Here is an 18,351-nt window from a genome sequence, read left to right as displayed (position 1 = left end):
ATATTTTCGCACCATGAGTGTATTGAATCTTTTTAGTTTACAAGGAAAGACGGCACTGGTTACAGGTTGCAAAAGAGGGATCGGAAAGGCCATGGCTGTGGCTTTGGCGGAGGCCGGGGCAGATATCATAGGTGTATCCGCATCCCTGGAACTATCCGGCAGTGATGTGGAAAAAGCGGTGCTGGCTACAGGCCGGAAGTTTAAAGCCTACCAATGTGATTTTGGGAAGCGCGAAGCATTGCATACTTTTATTGCAACGGTTCAGAAAGACTTCCCGGCAATCGATATCCTGGTGAACAATGCAGGTACTATCATGCGCAAGCCGGCAGCAGAACATCCTGATGAATATTGGGATGAAGTGATCGCCATCAACCAGACTGCTCAGTTTATCCTCACCCGTGATATCGGGAAAGGGATGATTGCAAGAGGAAAAGGCAAAGTGATCTTCACTGCTTCATTGCTGACCTTCCAGGGTGGTATAAATGTTCCGGGATATGCAGCGAGTAAAGGCGCCGTAGGACAACTCACCAAAGCATTTGCTAACGAGTGGGCTTCCCGTGGTGTAAATGTCAACGCTATTGCTCCCGGTTATATTTCAACAGATAATACTGCTGCCCTGCGCGCAGACGAGAAACGCAGCCAAAGTATTTTGGAGCGTATACCTGCTTCCCGCTGGGGTGAGCCGGAAGACTTTATGGGACCAGTTGTATTTCTTGCTTCCGACGCATCTGACTACATGCACGGCACCGTTATGACGGTAGACGGCGGTTGGATGGGTAGGTAAAAACATGTATAACTATGACCATTCGTACAGAGAAAACTATTGTAGATATTGCCGATGAGCTGGGGCTTTCCGTGTCCACCGTATCCCGGGCATTGAACGATCATCCCAATATCAGCGCCAAAACCAAAGAGCGTGTAAAGAAAATGGCCCGCAAGCTGGGCTATCGTCCTAATGCCATGGCAGCAGGTTTGCGGAATAATAAAAGCAAGACCATTGGCCTGATCGTTCCCCGGATCTCCATGTTCTACCCTGCTGCTATCAGTACGATCATTCAGAATAAGTTACAGGAGTTTGGCTATAACCTGATCATCTGCCAGAGTAATGATTCGCTGGAACAGGAGATCGCATTGGTCAATACGCTGTACTCAGCAAGGGTAGATGGCCTGGCCGTATCTGCTACTTTGTATACAGCTGATTTCTCTCACTTCGATATATTCAAACAACAAAATATTCCCCTGGTATTCTTCGATCGGGTACCACCCAAAGATTACAATGTAAAAGTGATCAAAGGGGATGATTTCCTGGGAGGTTCCCTTGCTACGGAACACCTGATAGATCAGGGATGTAAAGATATTGTGCATATCTCTGGCCCGCTTACCTGTAATCTTTACAAAGAGCGCCTGGCAGGATATAAGGATGCTTTGCAAAAGAATAAACTACCATTCAAAAAGCAGAGAGTGTTCTTTCACGAACTAACAAAAGAGAATGCATGGCAGACGGCGGAAAAGATCTTCTCACAGAAGCCTTACCCGGATGGTGTTTTTGCAACGAACGACACTACTGCGCTTACGATATTGGAATATTGCCGGAAGAATGGGATCCAGGTGCCACAGCAGTGTAAGATCGTAGGATATTCCAATGATCCGCGCACAGAGATCGTAACACCTTCCATCACTTCAGTAGATCAATATCCCACTACAATGGGAGAGCGGATCGTAGCTGCACTGATGGATCTGATCCAGGCCAAACATCCTGCGGCATATCGTCATTCCCAGGAAATAGTGCCTATCCACCTGGTAGAGCGGGAATCTACTGCGGGGGCCGGCAAGAAAAAGAAGTAAATCCACAATTTGAAAACGTTATGAAAACAAAGCTGGTCTTTTTATTACTCGCTTGTTGGCTGACCAACGTTCAGGCACAAACGAAACTTTCCACGAAGAAAACATTGTCACTGGTAGATGAGAGCCTTCGTTTCTCTGCCACCCAGTACAAGCATATGATGAAAAGCCTGCCGGATTCGCTTTTCCCCAGATCTGCGAATAAAGACGGCAGCATGATGACGGCGAAATTTAACTGGTGGACAGCTGGTTTCTATCCCGGCTCCTTATGGTATCTGTATGAATACACAAAAGACAATGCATTCAAACAGGAAGCCCTGAAACGCCAGGAATACCTGCTGCCGGATCAATACAGGACTAACACCCATGACCTGGGTTTCCTTATGTATTGCAGCTTTGGGAATGGTTTAAGACTGGAAGGAACACCGGAGTATAAAGATATCCTGATGACCAGTTCCCGTTCTCTCATCACCCGCTTCAAACCTACTATCGGCGCTATTCGTTCCTGGGATCATGCAGGATGGAAATGTCCTGTGATCATCGATAACATGATGAACCTGGAAATGCTGTGCTGGGCTACAAAGAACAGTGGTGATTCTACTTTCTACAAAATTGCAGTAGCACACGCTAATACTACCATGAAGAATCATTACAGGGCAGATTATAGTTCCTACCACGTAGTGGATTATGATACTATCACTGGTAATGTAGTAGCTAAAAAGACCCACCAGGGCCATTCTGACGCTTCTGCATGGAGCCGTGGGCAAGCCTGGGGGCTGTATGGTTATACCATGATGTACCGGGAAACAAAGGATAAGAAATACCTGGATCAGGCCCGCCATATTGCGGATTTTATGCTGAATCACCCACGTATGCCTAAAGACCTGGTGCCTTATTATGATTATGATGCACCGGAGATCCCCAATGCTATCAGGGATGCTTCCGCCGCTGCAGTCATGAGTTCTGCGCTGTTGGAGTTAAGTAAATACACAAATAAAGCAGAAAGCAAACGTTACTGGAATGCCGGTGCAGATGCATTGATCAGTCTTGCAGGTCCTGCCTATCGTGCAAAAGAAGGAGCTAATAATAACTTCATCCTCATGCACAGCACAGGTTCCATGCCTGGTAAATCTGAACTGGATGTGCCTTTATCCTATGCGGATTATTACTTCCTGGAAGCGTTGTTACGCTACAAGGCCTGGACAGCCCGTTAAGCATAATACAAGAATAGTCTTACTATAACAAGGAATGTGGCAGAAATGCCACATTCCTTGTGCTTTATTAACCCTACCTCCCGATTTTTTTTCCTATTTTAGCCACACACGAAAATGACGGGAGTATGATTCATTTACCAAATCTTATTACGGACCTCGCCCTTATCCTGGGTGCAGCAGCTATTACAACACTCATCTTTAAAAAGCTGAAACAACCACTGGTGTTAGGTTATTTGATAGCCGGCATCCTGGTAGGTCCGTATTTTGATTTGTTTCCTACCGTTAGAGAAGAAGAGAATATCAAAGTGTGGTCTGAGATAGGCGTGATCTTTTTATTATTCAGTCTTGGATTGGAATTCAGTTTCAAGAAACTGATGAAAGTAGGTGGATCCGCTTCTATTACCGCATTGGTGGAAGTAGTGGTGATGCTGGGTTTAGGATATGGTACCGGTCAGTTACTGGGATGGAATGCCATGGATAGCATCTTCCTGGGAGGTGTGCTCTCTATTTCATCCACTACGATCATTATCCGTGCATTTGATGAGCTGGGTGTGAAAGGACAAAAATTCGCAGGCCTTGTATTTGGTATCCTCGTTGTGGAAGATCTGATCGCCATCGTATTATTGGTATTACTATCCACATTGGCTGTGAGCCAGCAGTTTGCCGGAACAGAAATGCTCATTTCTGTGGTGAAGCTGGTTTTCTTTTTAATACTCTGGTTTGTGGGTGGCATATTCTTCATTCCTACTCTATTAAAGAAAACTAAATCTTTGATGAGTGAGGAAACTTTGCTGGTCACCTCTCTGGGTTTATGTTTACTGATGGTGGTGCTGGCTACGCAGGTTGGATTTTCTGCTGCATTGGGCGCATTTATCATGGGCTCCATTCTTGCAGAGACCACGCAGGCGGAAAAGATTGAACACCTGATCAAATCAGTGAAAGACCTGTTTGGTGCTATCTTCTTTGTATCAGTTGGTATGCTGATAGATCCGCAAATGTTGCAGATGTATATTGGGCCGGTGGTTTTAATCACCGTGATCACACTGGTGGGTAAAACATTGAGTACCACGCTTGGTGCCGTATTATCCGGGCAGCCGCTGAAATCCTCTGTACAGGCTGGTATGAGCCTTGCGCAGATCGGGGAGTTCTCTTTTATCATTGCTACGCTGGGGCTTACGCTGAAAGTAACCAGCGATTTTCTATATCCCATTGCCGTGGCTGTTTCTGCTGTGACCACCTTCACCACTCCTTATATGATCAAAGTGGCAGAACCCTTCTATAACTGGCTGGATAAACGTTTGCCGCCAAAATGGAAGGCAAGCCTGAGCAGGTATAGCAGCGGCGCCCAAACGATCTCTGAAGCAAGCGACTGGCAGATCGTATTGAAAGCATATCTCACCAACACCATTATTTGTACCGTGATCATTGTGGCCATTGGTCTGCTGTCTACTTTATACCTGCTTCCAAGGATGAATGAGCTCATGGACCCTTTATGGGGAAAGATCATTACCGGCGTAATAACTTTCCTGGTGATGATGCCCTTCCTGTGGGCACTGGCGGTAAGGCAGGTGCAAACCACGGCTTTCTCCAATCTGCGTAAACAGAACAAATACAAAGGCCCTTTATGGTTACTGCGAATAGCCCGCATTGGATTAGCTGTGTTTATGATCGGGTTTACGCTGGGCAGGTTTTTCTCTTTTACCATCGCGCTCTCTGTTACTTTCGTGATGGTGGTGGTATTGATATTGCTTTCCCGCAGGATCCAGGTATTTTATAACAGGCTGGAGGATCGTTTCTTTAAGAACTTCAATGCCCGTGAAGCAGCGGAGGCAGCAGCAAAAGCAGCCAAACCGGAACCAGCAGTACTGGCTCCATGGGATGCGCATCTGGCCTCTTTCCAGGTTCGGCCGGAATGGGATGGTGTGGGTAAAACCCTTGAGGAGTTGATATTGAGAGAGAAATATGGCGTAAATATAGCCATGATCGAAAGGGGAGAACGCCTGATCCCGATCCCGCCGAAAACAGAACGCCTTTATCCGGGAGATCGTTTGCAGGTAATAGGTACAGATGAACAGATCACTTTATTCCGCAATTATATAGACCAGCATCTTCCGGAGATCAAACATACCAGAACAGAAGTAGAACTGCGCAGGTTTGATGTGCGTGCCGGTTCTGCTGTGTTTGGCAAGAGTATCCGCCAATCCGGTATCCGGGAATTGGCCAGAAGTATGGTGGTGGGTATTGAACGCGGGGAAGAACGTATTTTGAATCCTATATCTGATACCGTGCTGGAAGAAGGAGATGTCGTGTGGGTAGTAGGAAATCCTAAACGTACGGCTGCTCTCTTCCGTGTAAAAGGAGAAGTGCCACCACAGATCGCATAATGTTATTAAAGACCACATAACAGCAGGTTATCTTCGTACCTTTAGGTAAACACAAAAGGTATGAAAGTGATCTATCGCAAACTGGGGAGAGAAAAGGCCTTTGGTATGTCTGATTACGGGGTAAATACCATTGTAATAGACAGCCGTCTTCAGGGGCGCAAACATCTTGAGGTGAGCCTCCATGAATCCCTCCATATTTACTTCCCGGAGAAGAGTGAAACATTTGTAAAGAATACCGCGAGAAAGCTGGCCAATGTATTGTGGCGCATGAGCTATCGCAGGGTAGATAATTCCCTGGGGATTTGATGTATGCCAACTGTGAAATGGCTTCCGGTAAAGCCGGTGTAATACTATTGAACATACCCGCCGGATGAAATCTCCCTTCATATTCCGATTATTAACCGTAAATTCCACCCGTAGAAGGTCATTCAGGCCATTATCTAATCGTTCAACCTCGAGCCGCAAATCCCGGCCAGTTAAAATAGCGCATAACCACCATGAAAGAAACGAAAGGCCAGGAAATGAAGCGTCTCTCTCTTAAAGATGTAGCCAGGATGGCCGGTGTAGCGCCATCCACAGTCTCCTTTGTATTAAACGGAAAAGCCCGCCAGATGCGGATCAGCGATGAGCTGGCAGAGAAAGTATTGGCAGTAGTGAAGAAAACCGGTTATACGCCACACTCCGTAGCTGTGAATCTGAGAACAGGCCAGTCCAAGACCCTTGGTCTGATGGTAGAAAGTATCTCAGGCAGTTTTTTTGCTGCATTAGCAAGGGTGATTGAGTCTGAGGCAGATAAATTCGGCTACAATATTGTGTATTGCAGTACAGAGAATAATCCGCAGAAAGGAGGGGACCTGATCCGGATGTTAGGCCGCCAGCAGGTAGATGGTTACCTGATCACGCCTGCGCCAGGCATGGAGAAGGATATTCAGCAACTACTGGCACATAAACGCCCTGTGGTATTGATGGACAGTTATTTCCCTGAGGTGGCAGTACCATATGTACTGATCGATAATTTTGGTGGAGTGAAACAAGGGATAAAACACCTGGTGGGAAAAGGATATAAAAAGATAGGGTTTGTAACTGTGGATATGGAACTGGTACAGATCCAGCAACGTTTACAGGGATATAAGGACACACTGCGGGATAATGAGATGGCAGTGCGGAACAAACTGATCCTGAAACTTTCTTATAACAGTCCAAGAGAAGAAGCTATCAGCACCATACAGGCATTTATAAAAGATAATAAAGGAATGGATGCGATATTCTTTTCCACGAACTACCTGGGAATACTTGGACTGGAAAGTATAGCGGCACTGGGCCTCAAGATACCAAGCGATATCGCCATGATCTGTTTTGACGACCATGATATATTCCGTTTATATCCACCCGGTATAACCGTGGTGCAACAGCCCATTGAAGAGATTGCAAAAACAGCTATGAATTTGCTGATGAACCAGTTAGATAAAAGTAAACCTGCCAGCCGTAAAAATCAGATAGAAGTACCCGGTAAATTTATTCAAAGGGGATCAGCCTGATAAGGGGTGAAAAAACACCTCTTAACCCGTGAAACCCTTTAGGGTAAGGCATATACATGAAATACAGCAAACCATTTGAATAAAAAATGTTAAATTTATTTTGATTCAGACAAATTAATTATACATTTATGGTGTGTATGTTATTGCGTTAATAACAACACAATGATCCTTCGGGTCTTTTTTTAGAACAGTTAGCTAAATCGATTTTGCATTTAGCACCCGAAGGAGAGAAGGTCTTATGGAAAAAGGAAGCCACAAAGAAAAAGTGAACAAGAATAATAGCAACCCAGCTTTCGTGACGTTTTTGAAAAGACAATAGATTAAAATAGTGAACTAAACTTATTTCTTCAGTTTGGAAGTGACCGCTAACACTATACAACTGAAGGGGGATCAATGCTAACGTTAAACTAGAATTACAAAGAAAAATTACAAAGAAAACCAGGTGAGCTGCCGTGACGATTCCACATGGGCAGGCATCATTTATTGAAAATTCAAGTACCAAAAACCTTTATTTACGATGAAAAAGTAGCAATCAGGCAATGCTGTATTGCCAACCCAGGTTCCGCCTTTAAAACCGTTTACTAAATCGATTTTGCATGACATGCTAAATATGTCATGTGTGAAATCTTTTGCCCTTTCCTGACGCCCTCCTTTTGAGGCGAATGGGAAAGCCATGCCAGATCATTAATAAATCGAGACTAAAGATTTTACGCCCATATTATTAACCAATTCAATTTCATTTGCAATGAACAAAAAATCCACGTATTTAAAACGCGTGAGTTGGCTAAGCTCCTTATTCCTGCTTATAGCCTCGCTTTCTTTTGCACAGTCCCGCACCATCAAGGGGAAGGTGATAGATGCAAAAGATAATGCCCCGCTTCCTGGTGTTACCGTTAAAATTAAAAACAGCAACAGTGGTACATCCACTGGTGTTAACGGTACTTATAGCATTGTTGTCCCGGCCCAGACAACATCCCTTGAATTTTCTTTTATCGGTTATGAAACAAAAGAAATAAAGATCGGCTCCGGTGATGAAATAAACGTTGGGCTGTCACTCTCTTCCAAAACATTGAATGATGTGGTGGTAGTGGGGTATGGTACTTTAAAAAGAAGAGAGATCACTTCTGCGGTAACTTCTATTAAAGCAGAGGATTTTAACCAGGGTGGTACCCGCAGTGCCATGGATCTTGTTCAAGGTAAGGTAGCTGGTTTGAGTATCACCCGTGTAAGAGGTAATAACCCTAATGAGGGCGCCTCTTTGCAATTGAGAGGTGTAACCAGCCTGAGTGGTAACAATGGTCCATTGATCGTAATTGATGGTATCCCTGGCGGCAACCTAGATCTGCTTACGCAAGACGATATCGCATCTATTGATGTATTGCGGGATGGTTCTGCTGCAGCTATTTACGGTACCCGTGGTAACGGTGGTGTTATTTTAGTAACTACCAAAAAAGGCAGATCAGGTGAACCTCAGTTCAATTACTCTACTTATCTGCAAAGAGAAGTGATCGACAAGAAGCCGGTAACGCTTACTGCTGAAGAATACAAAGCTGTTACTACTCCTACAAATCATCTGGGCGCTGATGTGAATCTTTACGATATGCTGATCAATAAAGATAATCTCAGCCACTATCATAACTTTTCCGCTACAGGGGGTACGGATAAATCTAATTATCGTGCAGCTATCTATTATAGTGATGCGCAGGGTATTGCTATCCGTAATAACCGTCAGCAATATGGTGGCCGTCTGAACCTTAACCAGACAGGTTTACAGGGAAAACTGACTATGCAGATCAATCTTGCTACTAACTTTAATAAGGCGGATCTGTTAGGAGGAAATGCCGGAGATTTTGAGCAGGCGGTACAAAGGAATCCCACTGCACCTATAATAGGAACAGATGGAAAATACATTGAAACCACTGCGTTCAACAACTATAACCCCATTGCGCGTTTGGAACAGGAATTATCTGAGCGTGACCAGCAAACACTTTCCGGTGATGCTAAGGTGACACTGGAAGTGATAGATGGATTACATGTTTCAGCTTTTGGTGCTATCATGCGTAACAACTGGAATGATCGTCAATACCGTGTGAGGGCTTCCCGTTCTTCCCAGAATGATTACCAGGGTGGCGGTTATGCATATAAAAGGAATGATAACCAGGTAAACCGCATTTTTGAATCTACCGTTGATTACTCTAAAAATATCGGGGGCGATCATGATGTGCAGGTTGTAGGTGGTTATAGTTATCAGTATGCTACACAGGAATGGTTTTCTGCCAATAACTCCGGTTTCCTGACAGATGCTTTCCAGGATTGGAACCTTGGAAACGGCGTGTACCTCACACAAGGTAAAGCCGGTATGGGTAGTAGTAAAGAAGATAATACGCTGATCGCTTTTTTTGGAAGGGTGAACTATGCATTCCGCAAAAAATATATGGCGCAGGTAAGTTTGCGCCATGAGGGATCTTCTAAGTTTGGTAACAATAACAAGTGGGGTAATTTCCCTTCCGTTTCTGTAGGATGGATGTTGAGTGAGGAAGATTTTATGAAAGCCATTCCAGCAGTGAATGAATTGAAACTTCGTGCAGGATATGGTGTTACGGGTAATGACGGCTGGGCTAACTACTTATCCCAGGTAATGTTGAGCACTGGTGGCAGCTACCTGCAGAACGGTGTTTGGTATCAGACGTATGGTCCTTCCAAGAATCCAAACCCGGATCTGCGCTGGGAGAAAAAGAAGGAGTATAACATTGGTGTAGACTTCTCCTTATTCAATCGCCGCCTGGGTGGTTCTATCGATTACTATACAAGAGAAACAAAAGACCTGGCTATTAATGCGGTAGCGCAATTACCGCCTTATGTAACGGAAAGTCTTTTTACGAATGTAGGAACCATCACCAACAAAGGTTTTGAGATCTATATCAATGCCATACCTGTTCAAACGAAAGAGGTTACCTGGCGTACGGATATCACCTTCAATAACCAGAATAACAAGCTGAAATCCCTGTCCAATGAAAAGTTCAGCATTAACCTGCTGGAGTTTGGCGGTCTTCCTTCTCCCGGTGCTTTGGGAAATGCGATCCGTGTTGTTGAGGGTGGAACGATCGGTAATTTTTATGGAAAACGTTTTGCCGGATTTACAGATCAGGGTAAATGGCTGTTCTATAAAAAGGATGGTTCAAAAGCAGAAGCAGGTGCCATGGCCGAAGAGGATAAAGTGGTACTTGGCAACAGTATTCCTAAATACATGGCTTCCTGGAGTAACACGGTACGGTACAAGAACTTTGATCTTACTGTATTCTTCCGCGGCAAGTTCGGTTTCAAGATCCTGAACCTCCAGGACCTCTACTTTGCCAACAAGCAATGGTTACCTAACAATATGCTGAAAAGAGGGCTCACTACACATGCGCTGCTGAACGATGCACCACAGTATTCAGATTACTATCTGGAGAATGGCAATTTCGTAAAACTGGATAACATAACGCTGGGGTATAATTTCAAATTATCCACGAAGTATATACGCAACCTGCGTTTATATGCTACCGGCAGGAACATTGCCACTTTTACCAAATACTCCGGACTGGATCCTGAATTACAGGATAACGGGTTAACTACGGGTATTGACGAAAGAGGTTTTTATCCAAGAACGAAATCATTTGCCGTAGGCCTTCAAGTTGGATTTTAACAGGGATTCTAAAAATGAAAACAATGCAAAAGAAACATATATTATTGGGCCTGGTGGCTATGCTAACAGGTATGAATGCATGTATCAACCTGGATGAAAATGTATACAGCCAGGTGAATGCTGAAAAATTTTACAACAACCGGCAGGAAGTAATGTCCGCGGTGCTGCGTCCTTTTACACATGCTAACGCATGGGCTGCTCCCACAGGGCAGGTTGGTTACTGGCGTGTAAATGAACTGGCCGGAGATCAGCTGGCCTGGCCACAAAAAGGAAGGCATGGTTATGACGGGGGAGACTGGATCCGTTTGCACCAGCATACCTGGACGGTGGATGATCCAAATGCCTGGAACCCCTGGAGGCTCATATTCTGGGGCATGGGCTTTTGTAACAATACTATCACGGACCTTGAAAAGGTTGATTTCACTAAAATTGGAATGACCGAAGCCGATAAAGCCTCTATTATTGCGGAAACAAAGGTGTTGCGTGCCTGGCATTATTTAAAACTCATAGATCTTTACGGAAATATTCCTATTATTACAACCGTTGGAGAACCTTTGAATCCTCCCAATAAGCCCCGGGCAGAAGTTTGGGCCTTTATTGAGAAAGAGCTGAAAGATAATGTTGAGCTGCTGCAACCACTTGCGCCGGCTATGGTAGGACGGATATCCAAAGCAGGTGGATATGCAATGCTGGCAGAACTATACCTAAATGCTCAGGAGTGGGCGGGCACGCCGAAATGGGATGAATGCATTACTTATTGCGACAAGATCATCAACGGTGAAGGCGGTTCCCTCTTTGGAACTGTTCCCAAACTGGAAACAGATATCATGAAGCCTTTTGGTAACGCAAATCATACTTCTCCGGAGAACCTTTTCCAGATTGCTTATGATTATACGGTTGGTAACGCCAGGTTTGGATGGGCGGGTGACTTATGGCATTATAATCAACGTTTTGCCTATAATGCCACTTTTGGAGGCAATAATGGTATCGTGGTAATTCCAACAGCATTTGATGCCTTTGCGGATAATGACCTGCGGAAAAGTAACTGGATGCTCATTGGTTTGCAATATAAACACCCGGCTATGAGGAGTGCAACGGATCCCGGAGATACAGTTTTGACGGGTACGGAAGAATATAACAACAAGCCGCTTATTTTTGTGAAAGAGATCCGCCGTAATTCTGAAGGAGAAACCGGGCCAGGTGGCATGACGAGGGGAGAGGAGAACAGTGGTGCCCGTTTTGCTAAGTATCTACCTGGTACTCAATTGGATGTGAATTACTGGAATAATGATTTCGTGTTATATCGCCTGGCAGAGATCTATTATAATAAGGCGGAGGCTTTAACACGTAAGAACAATAATGTGCCCACCCAGACTGCGGTTGACCTGGTGAACGAAGTACGGAAGCGTGCTTTCAGAGTAGAAGACTGGCCAGCAGCAGCTTACACGGTGGCGACATTAACTATGGATGAATTTTTGGCAGAAAGAGGCCGCGAGTTTATCTTTGAAGGGAAACGCAGAAGTGATATGATCCGTTTTGGTAAATTTACAACCAATTCCTGGTGGGATCACACTGCGTCGAACAATAACAAATGGAAGATATTCCCTATTCCCCGCAGGCAGATTATAGCTAATCCCAGCCTGGAACAGAACCCGGGTTATGTCGACTAAAATGTTTATTCTATAGTGCTTATCATACAAACAATAAAGAGTAGCATCTAACGGCTGGCCCAATCCTGGGCCGGCCCCTTTCCTTTTACAAAATCGATTTTGCATATAAATCTCAGTAAAACACTATGAAAAGATCAGGATGGTTAATAATAGCCTTATGCGCGGGGATGCAAGTGAACGCACAGACGGTTTCCAAAGTAACAGATCCGGTAGAATGGATAAACCCTTTAATGGGAACGGATTCTAAAGGAAGTTTATCCAACGGTAACACCTATCCCGCTATCGCGGTACCCTGGGGAATGAACTTCTGGATGCCCCAGACCAATACCATGGGGAATGGTTGGGCTTATCAGTATACTGCAGATAAGATCCGCGGATTCAAACAAACGCATCAGCCATCTCCCTGGATCAACGATTATGGCCAGTTTGCCATCATGCCGGTTACGGGGAAATTAAAATTCACCCAGGACGATCGCGCCAGCTGGTATTCCCATAAGGCGGAGATTGCTAAACCTTACTACTATAGTGTATATCTCGCGGATGCTGATGTTACCACTGAGATCACTCCTACAGAAAGGGCTGCACAATTCCGTTTTACTTTCCCCCGTACTGATAGCGCTTTTGTAGTGGTAGATGCTTTTGACAGAGGATCTTATATCAAGGTGATCCCTGCTGAAAACAAGATCATTGGTTATACCACCCGTAACAGTGGCGGTGTACCGGAGAATTTCAAAAACTATTTCGTTATCTATTTTGAGAAACCCTTCACGGTAGCTAAAACCTGGAAAGGTAATCAGCTGGTGAAAGATACGCTGGAGTATCAGGCTGGTCACGTTGGCGCTGTTGTTGGATTCAAAACCGGCAAAGGGGAGAAAGTAAACCTCAAAGTAGCTTCTTCTTTTATCAGCTTTGAACAGGCCGAACTAAACCTGCAAAGAGAACTGGGCAAAGACGGCTTTGATGTTACCCGCCAGAAAGCAAAAGACAGCTGGAATAAAGAACTGAGCCGTATTCAACCGGAAGGTGGTTCCGTGGATCAGACGAGGACTTTCTATTCCTGCCTGTACCGTGTGCTCTTGTTCCCTCGCAAGTTCTATGAATTTGACGCACAGAATAAAGTGATGCACTACAGCCCGTATAACGGGAAAGTGCTGCCAGGTTATATGTTTACGGATAACGGTTTCTGGGATACTTTCCGTGCCGTTTTCCCCTTCTTTAATATGATGTATCCTGAGCTGAACAGCCATATCATGGAAGGATTGGCCAACACTTACAAGGAAAGTGGCTGGTTGCCGGAGTGGGCAAGCCCAGGGCACAGGGATTGCATGATCGGTTCCAATTCCGCCTCCCTGATCGCAGATGCTTATTTAAAAGGTGTGCGTGGTTTTGACATCAATACTTTATACGAAGCTATTCTGAAAAATACAGAGAATGAAGGTCCGCTTACTTCTGTTGGCCGTAAAGGCGTGAAGTTTTACAACGAGCTGGGTTACATTCCTTATGATGTGAATATCAATGAGAATGCTGCCCGTACATTGGAGTATGCTTACGACGACTTCACTATCTACAAACTGGCTATTGCGCTGAAACGCCCGCAGGCAGAGATCGACAGGTTTGCTAAACGCAGCCAGAACTATCGTAACCTGCTGGATCCTGAAACGAAACTGATGAGAGGAAAGAACAAGGATGGAAAATTCCAGGCGCCTTTTAATCCTTTCAAATGGGGAGATGCATTTACAGAAGGTAACAGCTGGCATTATACATGGTCCGTATTTCATGATGTGCAGGGGCTTGCCGGTTTAATGGGTGGCCGCGAGATGTTTGCTAAAATGCTGGATTCTGTTTTCACTATGCCTCCTGTTTATGATGAGAGTTATTATGGCAGTGTGATCCATGAGATCCGTGAAATGCAGATCGGTAATATGGGGCAGTATGCACATGGTAACCAGCCCATTCAGCATATGATCTATTTGTACAACTATGCAGGCCAGCCTTGGAAAGCACAATATTGGGTGCGCCAGGTGATGAATAAATTATATCATGCCGGGCCTGATGGATATTGCGGAGATGAAGATAATGGTCAAACATCTGCCTGGTATGTATTTTCTGCCATGGGCTTTTATCCTGTTTGTCCGGGTACAGATCAGTATGTTTTAGGAGCGCCCTTGTTCCCGAAAATGACACTGACCCTGGAGAATGGGAAGAAGTTTGTGATCGAAGCACCAGGTAACAGTGCCACTAACATTTATACCCAGCGTATTTTATTGAATGGGAAAGCGCATACGAAGAACTGGATAGCACATGAGGATATTCAGAAAGGTGGTGTGATGCGTTTGGTGATGGGGTCAGCACCAGAAAGAATAAGGGGTACAAAAGAAGATGCATTCCCTTATTCTTACTCTGCTTCTAAAAAATAAAATTGGTTGATTATAAAATCCTGGAATAGTAGCAATTGCTATTTCATTGTTCACTGTAGATATTACATCCCGATTCTTCGGGATGTTTTTTTTTGCTTATTTCTTTGGCTTGCGATCCATGTAGAAAACGATCTTTCCACCGTTCATGATATCATCATGTGTGATGAAACGTTTAGTGAAGGGCTGGCCGTTCAATTCCACTTTGCGTACGTATACGTTTGCGGCACTCTGGTTCACTGCTTCTATCTGGAATGTTTTCCCGTTTTCCAGTTGCAGTGTGGCTGATTGAATGGCAGGGCTGCCCAATGCATATTCTGTAGAACCCGGACAAACAGGGTAAAAGCCCAGGGAGCTGAAGATATACCAGGCACTCATTTGTCCGCAATCATCATTTCCACCTAATCCATCTGAAGCAGGTTTATACATCTTTTGCAGGATCATCCGTACACGTTCCTGTGTTTTCCATGGAGCGTCCGTCCAGTTGTAGAGGTAGGCTGCATGGTGAGCAGGTTCATTGCCATGTACGTAATTTCCGATGATACCATCGCGGGTAATGTCTTCTGTTTCTGCAAAGAATTCATCCGGCAGGTGCATGGTGAAAAGAGAATCCAGGTGGCTGGTGAATTGTTTCTTACCGCCCATCAAGGCAATCATTTCGGCAGGATATTGCGGAACATACAAGCTGTAATTCCAGGCGTTTCCTTCAATGTAGCCCTGGCCATGTGTGCTGAGTACATCAAATTCTTTCCTGAATTGACCATCGCTCATTTTAGGACGCATAAAACCGGTGCTGGCGTCATATACATTGCGGTAATTAAGGGAGCGTTTAATGAATTCATCGTAGAGATCAGTTCTGCCTAATTTTTTGGCTACCTGTGCAATGCACCAGTCGTCATACGCATATTCCAGTGTTTTGGAAACAGAGGAACTGTTCTTGTCTTCCGGTATATATCCCAGTTGCATATAGTATTCTAACCCGTCGTATTTCTTATAGCGCGCAGTAGTGGCACATGCTTCCAGTGCTTTGTTGGCATCAAAACCTTTTATATTGCCTTTCATGATAGCATCTGCGATCACGGAAACACTGTGATAACCGATCATACACCAGTTTTCATTGGCATAGTGGCTCCATACAGGCAGCATTTTATGTACGCTTTGGTTATAATGTTCCAGCATGGAGCGGACCATATCAGCATTCCGTTGTGGTTGCAGGATATTGAACAGAGGATGTAATGCACGGTAGGTATCCCAAAGGCTGAAAGTGGTATAATTGATAAAGCCATTCGCTTTGTGGTTTAACTGATCCAATCCGCGATATCCGCCATCTACATCCATATAAGTGGTTGGGCTGAGATAAGTGTGATACATGGCGGTGTAGAAGTTCACCAGGTCATCTTCGGAAGTTGCTTTGATGGCTACTTTGGATAATTCTTTGTTCCACTGTTCCTGTCCATTCCGTTTTACAGCATCAAAGTCCCATCCCGGGATTTCTGTGCGCAGGTTTAGCAATGCACCTTCTGTACTTACGGGAGACAGTGCAAATTTGATCTTGATCTTCTCGCCGGCTTGTGTATTGAAATCAAACCATGCCCTGATCTGGCGGCCGGCCATTTCGGGGAAATTGGTGGTTTGGTCAAACTTACGGTAGAAACCTTTGTATACATCATTCACATTATTCTGATGACCGTACTTTTTAAATGGTTTGGAGAAGGTCATGGCAAAATAAACAGTGCGGGTCCTGGCCCACCCGCTGGTTTGGCGATACCCGGTGATGAGGGTATCATTTTCAACCCTTACGAAAGTCCAGACGTTTTTGTTACCGTAGTTGTAGATGCCTGCCATCAGATCCAGGATGATGTGTGCCTGGTCAGATTGCGGAAAGGTATATTGGTGAAAACCCACGCGGTTGCTGGCTGTTAATTCTGCGAGGATATTGTCCTCATCGAGTTTCACTTTGTAATAAGCTGCTTCCACTGTTTCGTTTTCATGAGAAAAACGGGAGCGATAGCCGCTTTCAGGTTTATCTGCGGTGCCGGGATTTAATTGCAATGGCCCTACGGTAGGCATGATCAGGAAATCCCCCAGATCGGAGTGACCTGTTCCGCTAAAATGGGTATGACTGAAACCCACGATTGTTTTATCTGTGTACTGGTATCCTGCGCAGTATTTGTATACATCAGGATTATACTTTCCATTCATTTCATATGGAAGCGTATCTGTTTCCGGACTCAGCTGTACCATTCCAAAAGGCACAGTAGCACCGGGATATGTATGTCCCATCTTTTGTGTTCCGATGATAGGTTTTACATATTGTACCGGGTTTTGTGCAAAAAGCAAAGCAGGCCACAAAAGTAGGAGGGCGAGGGAAAATCGTCTCATGCGCTAGGAATTGATTTTTATGTTACCAAAGATAAATCGTTTTAGCGTAGTTAGCTAGTGATTTACGATGGTTCAAACAACAAAGCTGTACACAAACAGTTTTGTTTGCCTTTCCCAGGTATGGTGATTTACGATGGTTCAAACAACAAAGCTGTACACAAACAGTTTTGTTTGCCTTTGGCGCAGAGGATAGGATAATTGACGCAGCTTTTGCAGCCTTCCCAGAATGCGGGATCATGGGTGATCTCTGCGTAAGTAACTGGTTCAAAACCCAGTCTTGTGTTGAGTTTCATAACAGCGAGGCCGGTGGTGATGCTGAATATTTTGGCGGTTGGATATAAAGAGCGGGATAACTGAAAGATCTTTTGTTTAATGGTAGCGGCAATACCCCGGATCCTGAAGGCCGGGGCTACGATGAGTCCGCTGTTGGATATGAATTTATCCTGTTCCCATGTATCCAGGTAAGAGAAACCGGCCCATATACCACTAGCGGTGAGTGCGATCACTGCTTTCCCTTGCCTGATCTTTTCGGCTATGCTGGAAGGAGAGCGTTTTGCGATACCGGTACCACGGGCTTTGGCAGAGGATTCCATTTCTGCCGCTATTTCTTCTGCGTAGGGTATATCTGCTGCAGTGGCAGGTCGTATGATAATATCCTCGGAGGTAATGTTACCGGGTATGATGGTTTCTTCCCGGACGACGACTTCGTCCGAATTAGCAGATGAGTTCATTGTTATTTGTTTTTCGTTTGTACACTAAGGTGATGTTGCATGTATAAATTATAGAGGGAGGCCGGGATCAGGGAGTATAACCTGATACGGCTGATATTGTCAGGTACCGGTTCTTTGGAAAGTTCCGGCACAATGATCTGTGTTACTGCTTTCCTGACAGTAGGATTTCCCCTGTCATATAACCGGCCGGTAAGGCGGAGGCATTTTTCCAGGAGGGGATAGTTCTTATTCCGTAACTGGCGGATAAGGTAGCTATTCAGGCAATCTACTGTTTGGTAAATATGGAAGATGGCGGGGAACTGGTGTAGTGGTCTCCGTAGTTCCGGAAGTGTGTCTTCAATGAGGGCGGGTACTTCAAATTGATTGATCATTGTTGAGAAATTAATACCGGCTATGGGCCAAATGCTATTCCATCCTTTTGAAAAAGATTGTTAAACCGTTGAAATATAAGCCGGTGGCTGTTAGGGGTTGGCGGAAGTGTTTTTAGTACA

Annotated in this window: 12 protein-coding genes; 9 read left to right on the top strand and 3 right to left on the bottom strand. The window is 44.8% G+C overall.

Features of this window, described 5'->3' with window-relative positions; genetic code table 11:
* The first annotated feature begins 13 nt into the window (after positions 1–13).
* The 9 genes from GFS24_RS19805 to GFS24_RS19765 all read left to right on the top strand — a co-directional run bounded on the left by GFS24_RS19805 (position 14) and on the right by GFS24_RS19765 (position 14,750).
* On the top strand, positions 14–784 hold the full coding sequence (locus GFS24_RS19805) for an SDR family oxidoreductase (RefSeq protein WP_153662416.1): 771 nt from the start codon (positions 14–16) through the stop codon (positions 782–784).
* Between the two features lie 14 nt (positions 785–798).
* Entirely contained in the window at positions 799–1,845 is a 1,047-nt protein-coding gene (locus tag GFS24_RS19800; protein WP_153662414.1) for a LacI family DNA-binding transcriptional regulator, read from the top strand.
* 20 nt (positions 1,846–1,865) lie between these two features.
* Entirely contained in the window at positions 1,866–3,056 is a 1,191-nt protein-coding gene (locus tag GFS24_RS19795; protein WP_153662412.1) for a glycoside hydrolase family 88 protein, read from the top strand.
* Positions 3,057–3,181: 125 nt separating this feature from the next.
* Positions 3,182–5,440: a cation:proton antiporter gene (locus GFS24_RS19790; protein WP_153662410.1), complete on the top strand. Its 2,259-nt coding sequence runs from the start codon at positions 3,182–3,184 to the stop codon at positions 5,438–5,440.
* Positions 5,441–5,500: 60 nt separating this feature from the next.
* The gene (locus tag GFS24_RS19785; protein WP_153662408.1) at positions 5,501–5,746 is read left to right on the top strand and encodes a hypothetical protein; all 246 of its coding nucleotides are present in this window, start codon (positions 5,501–5,503) and stop codon (positions 5,744–5,746) included.
* Positions 5,747–5,937: 191 nt separating this feature from the next.
* Positions 5,938–6,978: a LacI family DNA-binding transcriptional regulator gene (locus GFS24_RS19780; RefSeq protein ID WP_253906538.1), complete on the top strand. Its 1,041-nt coding sequence runs from the start codon at positions 5,938–5,940 to the stop codon at positions 6,976–6,978.
* Positions 6,979–7,723: 745 nt separating this feature from the next.
* Positions 7,724–10,663, top strand: a complete 2,940-nt coding sequence (locus GFS24_RS19775) for a SusC/RagA family TonB-linked outer membrane protein (protein ID WP_153662406.1) — start codon at positions 7,724–7,726, stop codon at positions 10,661–10,663.
* Positions 10,664–10,686: 23 nt separating this feature from the next.
* Entirely contained in the window at positions 10,687–12,333 is a 1,647-nt protein-coding gene (locus GFS24_RS19770) for a RagB/SusD family nutrient uptake outer membrane protein (protein ID WP_253906537.1), read from the top strand.
* A gap of 125 nt (positions 12,334–12,458) precedes the next feature.
* Complete coding sequence (locus GFS24_RS19765; RefSeq protein ID WP_153662402.1) at positions 12,459–14,750, top strand: GH92 family glycosyl hydrolase; 2,292 nt, start codon at positions 12,459–12,461, stop codon at positions 14,748–14,750.
* A gap of 96 nt (positions 14,751–14,846) precedes the next feature.
* On the opposite strand, the gene GFS24_RS19760 is transcribed toward GFS24_RS19765, so the two are convergent.
* The 3 genes from GFS24_RS19760 to GFS24_RS19750 form a co-directional block, all read right to left on the bottom strand.
* The gene (locus GFS24_RS19760) at positions 14,847–17,129 is read right to left on the bottom strand and encodes a GH92 family glycosyl hydrolase (protein ID WP_153662400.1); all 2,283 of its coding nucleotides are present in this window, start codon (positions 17,127–17,129) and stop codon (positions 14,847–14,849) included.
* A 128-nt stretch (positions 17,130–17,257) separates the two neighbouring features.
* Positions 17,258–17,860 carry an N-acetyltransferase gene (locus tag GFS24_RS19755; RefSeq protein WP_216647454.1) on the bottom strand — a complete coding sequence of 201 codons (603 nt, stop codon included), beginning with the start codon at positions 17,858–17,860 and terminating at the stop codon, positions 17,258–17,260.
* Positions 17,861–17,862: 2 nt separating this feature from the next.
* Positions 17,863–18,231 carry a hypothetical protein gene (locus GFS24_RS19750; protein ID WP_153662398.1) on the bottom strand — a complete coding sequence of 123 codons (369 nt, stop codon included), beginning with the start codon at positions 18,229–18,231 and terminating at the stop codon, positions 17,863–17,865.
* Positions 18,232–18,351 lie beyond the last annotated feature (120 nt).

Origin of the sequence: Chitinophaga sp. SYP-B3965 (assembly GCF_009647655.1) — a bacterium.
GTDB lineage: Bacteria > Bacteroidota > Bacteroidia > Chitinophagales > Chitinophagaceae > Chitinophaga.
The sequence above is the reverse complement of the archived record's forward strand: the minus strand, read 5'-3'. Positions and strand labels throughout refer to the sequence as shown.

Bases quoted from the DNA above. Each gene is read 5' to 3' on its own strand.
- GFS24_RS19805 (WP_153662416.1), top strand. From the start codon at position 14: ATGAGTGTATTGAATCTTTTTAGTTTACAAGGAAAGACGGCACTGGTT.
- GFS24_RS19800 (WP_153662414.1), top strand. From the start codon at position 799: ATGACCATTCGTACAGAGAAAACTATTGTAGATATTGCCGATGAGCTG.
- GFS24_RS19795 (WP_153662412.1), top strand. From the start codon at position 1,866: ATGAAAACAAAGCTGGTCTTTTTATTACTCGCTTGTTGGCTGACCAAC.
- GFS24_RS19790 (WP_153662410.1), top strand. From the start codon at position 3,182: ATGATTCATTTACCAAATCTTATTACGGACCTCGCCCTTATCCTGGGT.
- GFS24_RS19785 (WP_153662408.1), top strand. From the start codon at position 5,501: ATGAAAGTGATCTATCGCAAACTGGGGAGAGAAAAGGCCTTTGGTATG.
- GFS24_RS19780 (WP_253906538.1), top strand. From the start codon at position 5,938: ATGAAAGAAACGAAAGGCCAGGAAATGAAGCGTCTCTCTCTTAAAGAT.
- GFS24_RS19775 (WP_153662406.1), top strand. From the start codon at position 7,724: ATGAACAAAAAATCCACGTATTTAAAACGCGTGAGTTGGCTAAGCTCC.
- GFS24_RS19770 (WP_253906537.1), top strand. From the start codon at position 10,687: ATGCAAAAGAAACATATATTATTGGGCCTGGTGGCTATGCTAACAGGT.
- GFS24_RS19765 (WP_153662402.1), top strand. From the start codon at position 12,459: ATGAAAAGATCAGGATGGTTAATAATAGCCTTATGCGCGGGGATGCAA.
- GFS24_RS19760 (WP_153662400.1), bottom strand. From the start codon at position 17,129: ATGAGACGATTTTCCCTCGCCCTCCTACTTTTGTGGCCTGCTTTGCTT.
- GFS24_RS19755 (WP_216647454.1), bottom strand. From the start codon at position 17,860: ATGAACTCATCTGCTAATTCGGACGAAGTCGTCGTCCGGGAAGAAACC.
- GFS24_RS19750 (WP_153662398.1), bottom strand. From the start codon at position 18,231: ATGATCAATCAATTTGAAGTACCCGCCCTCATTGAAGACACACTTCCG.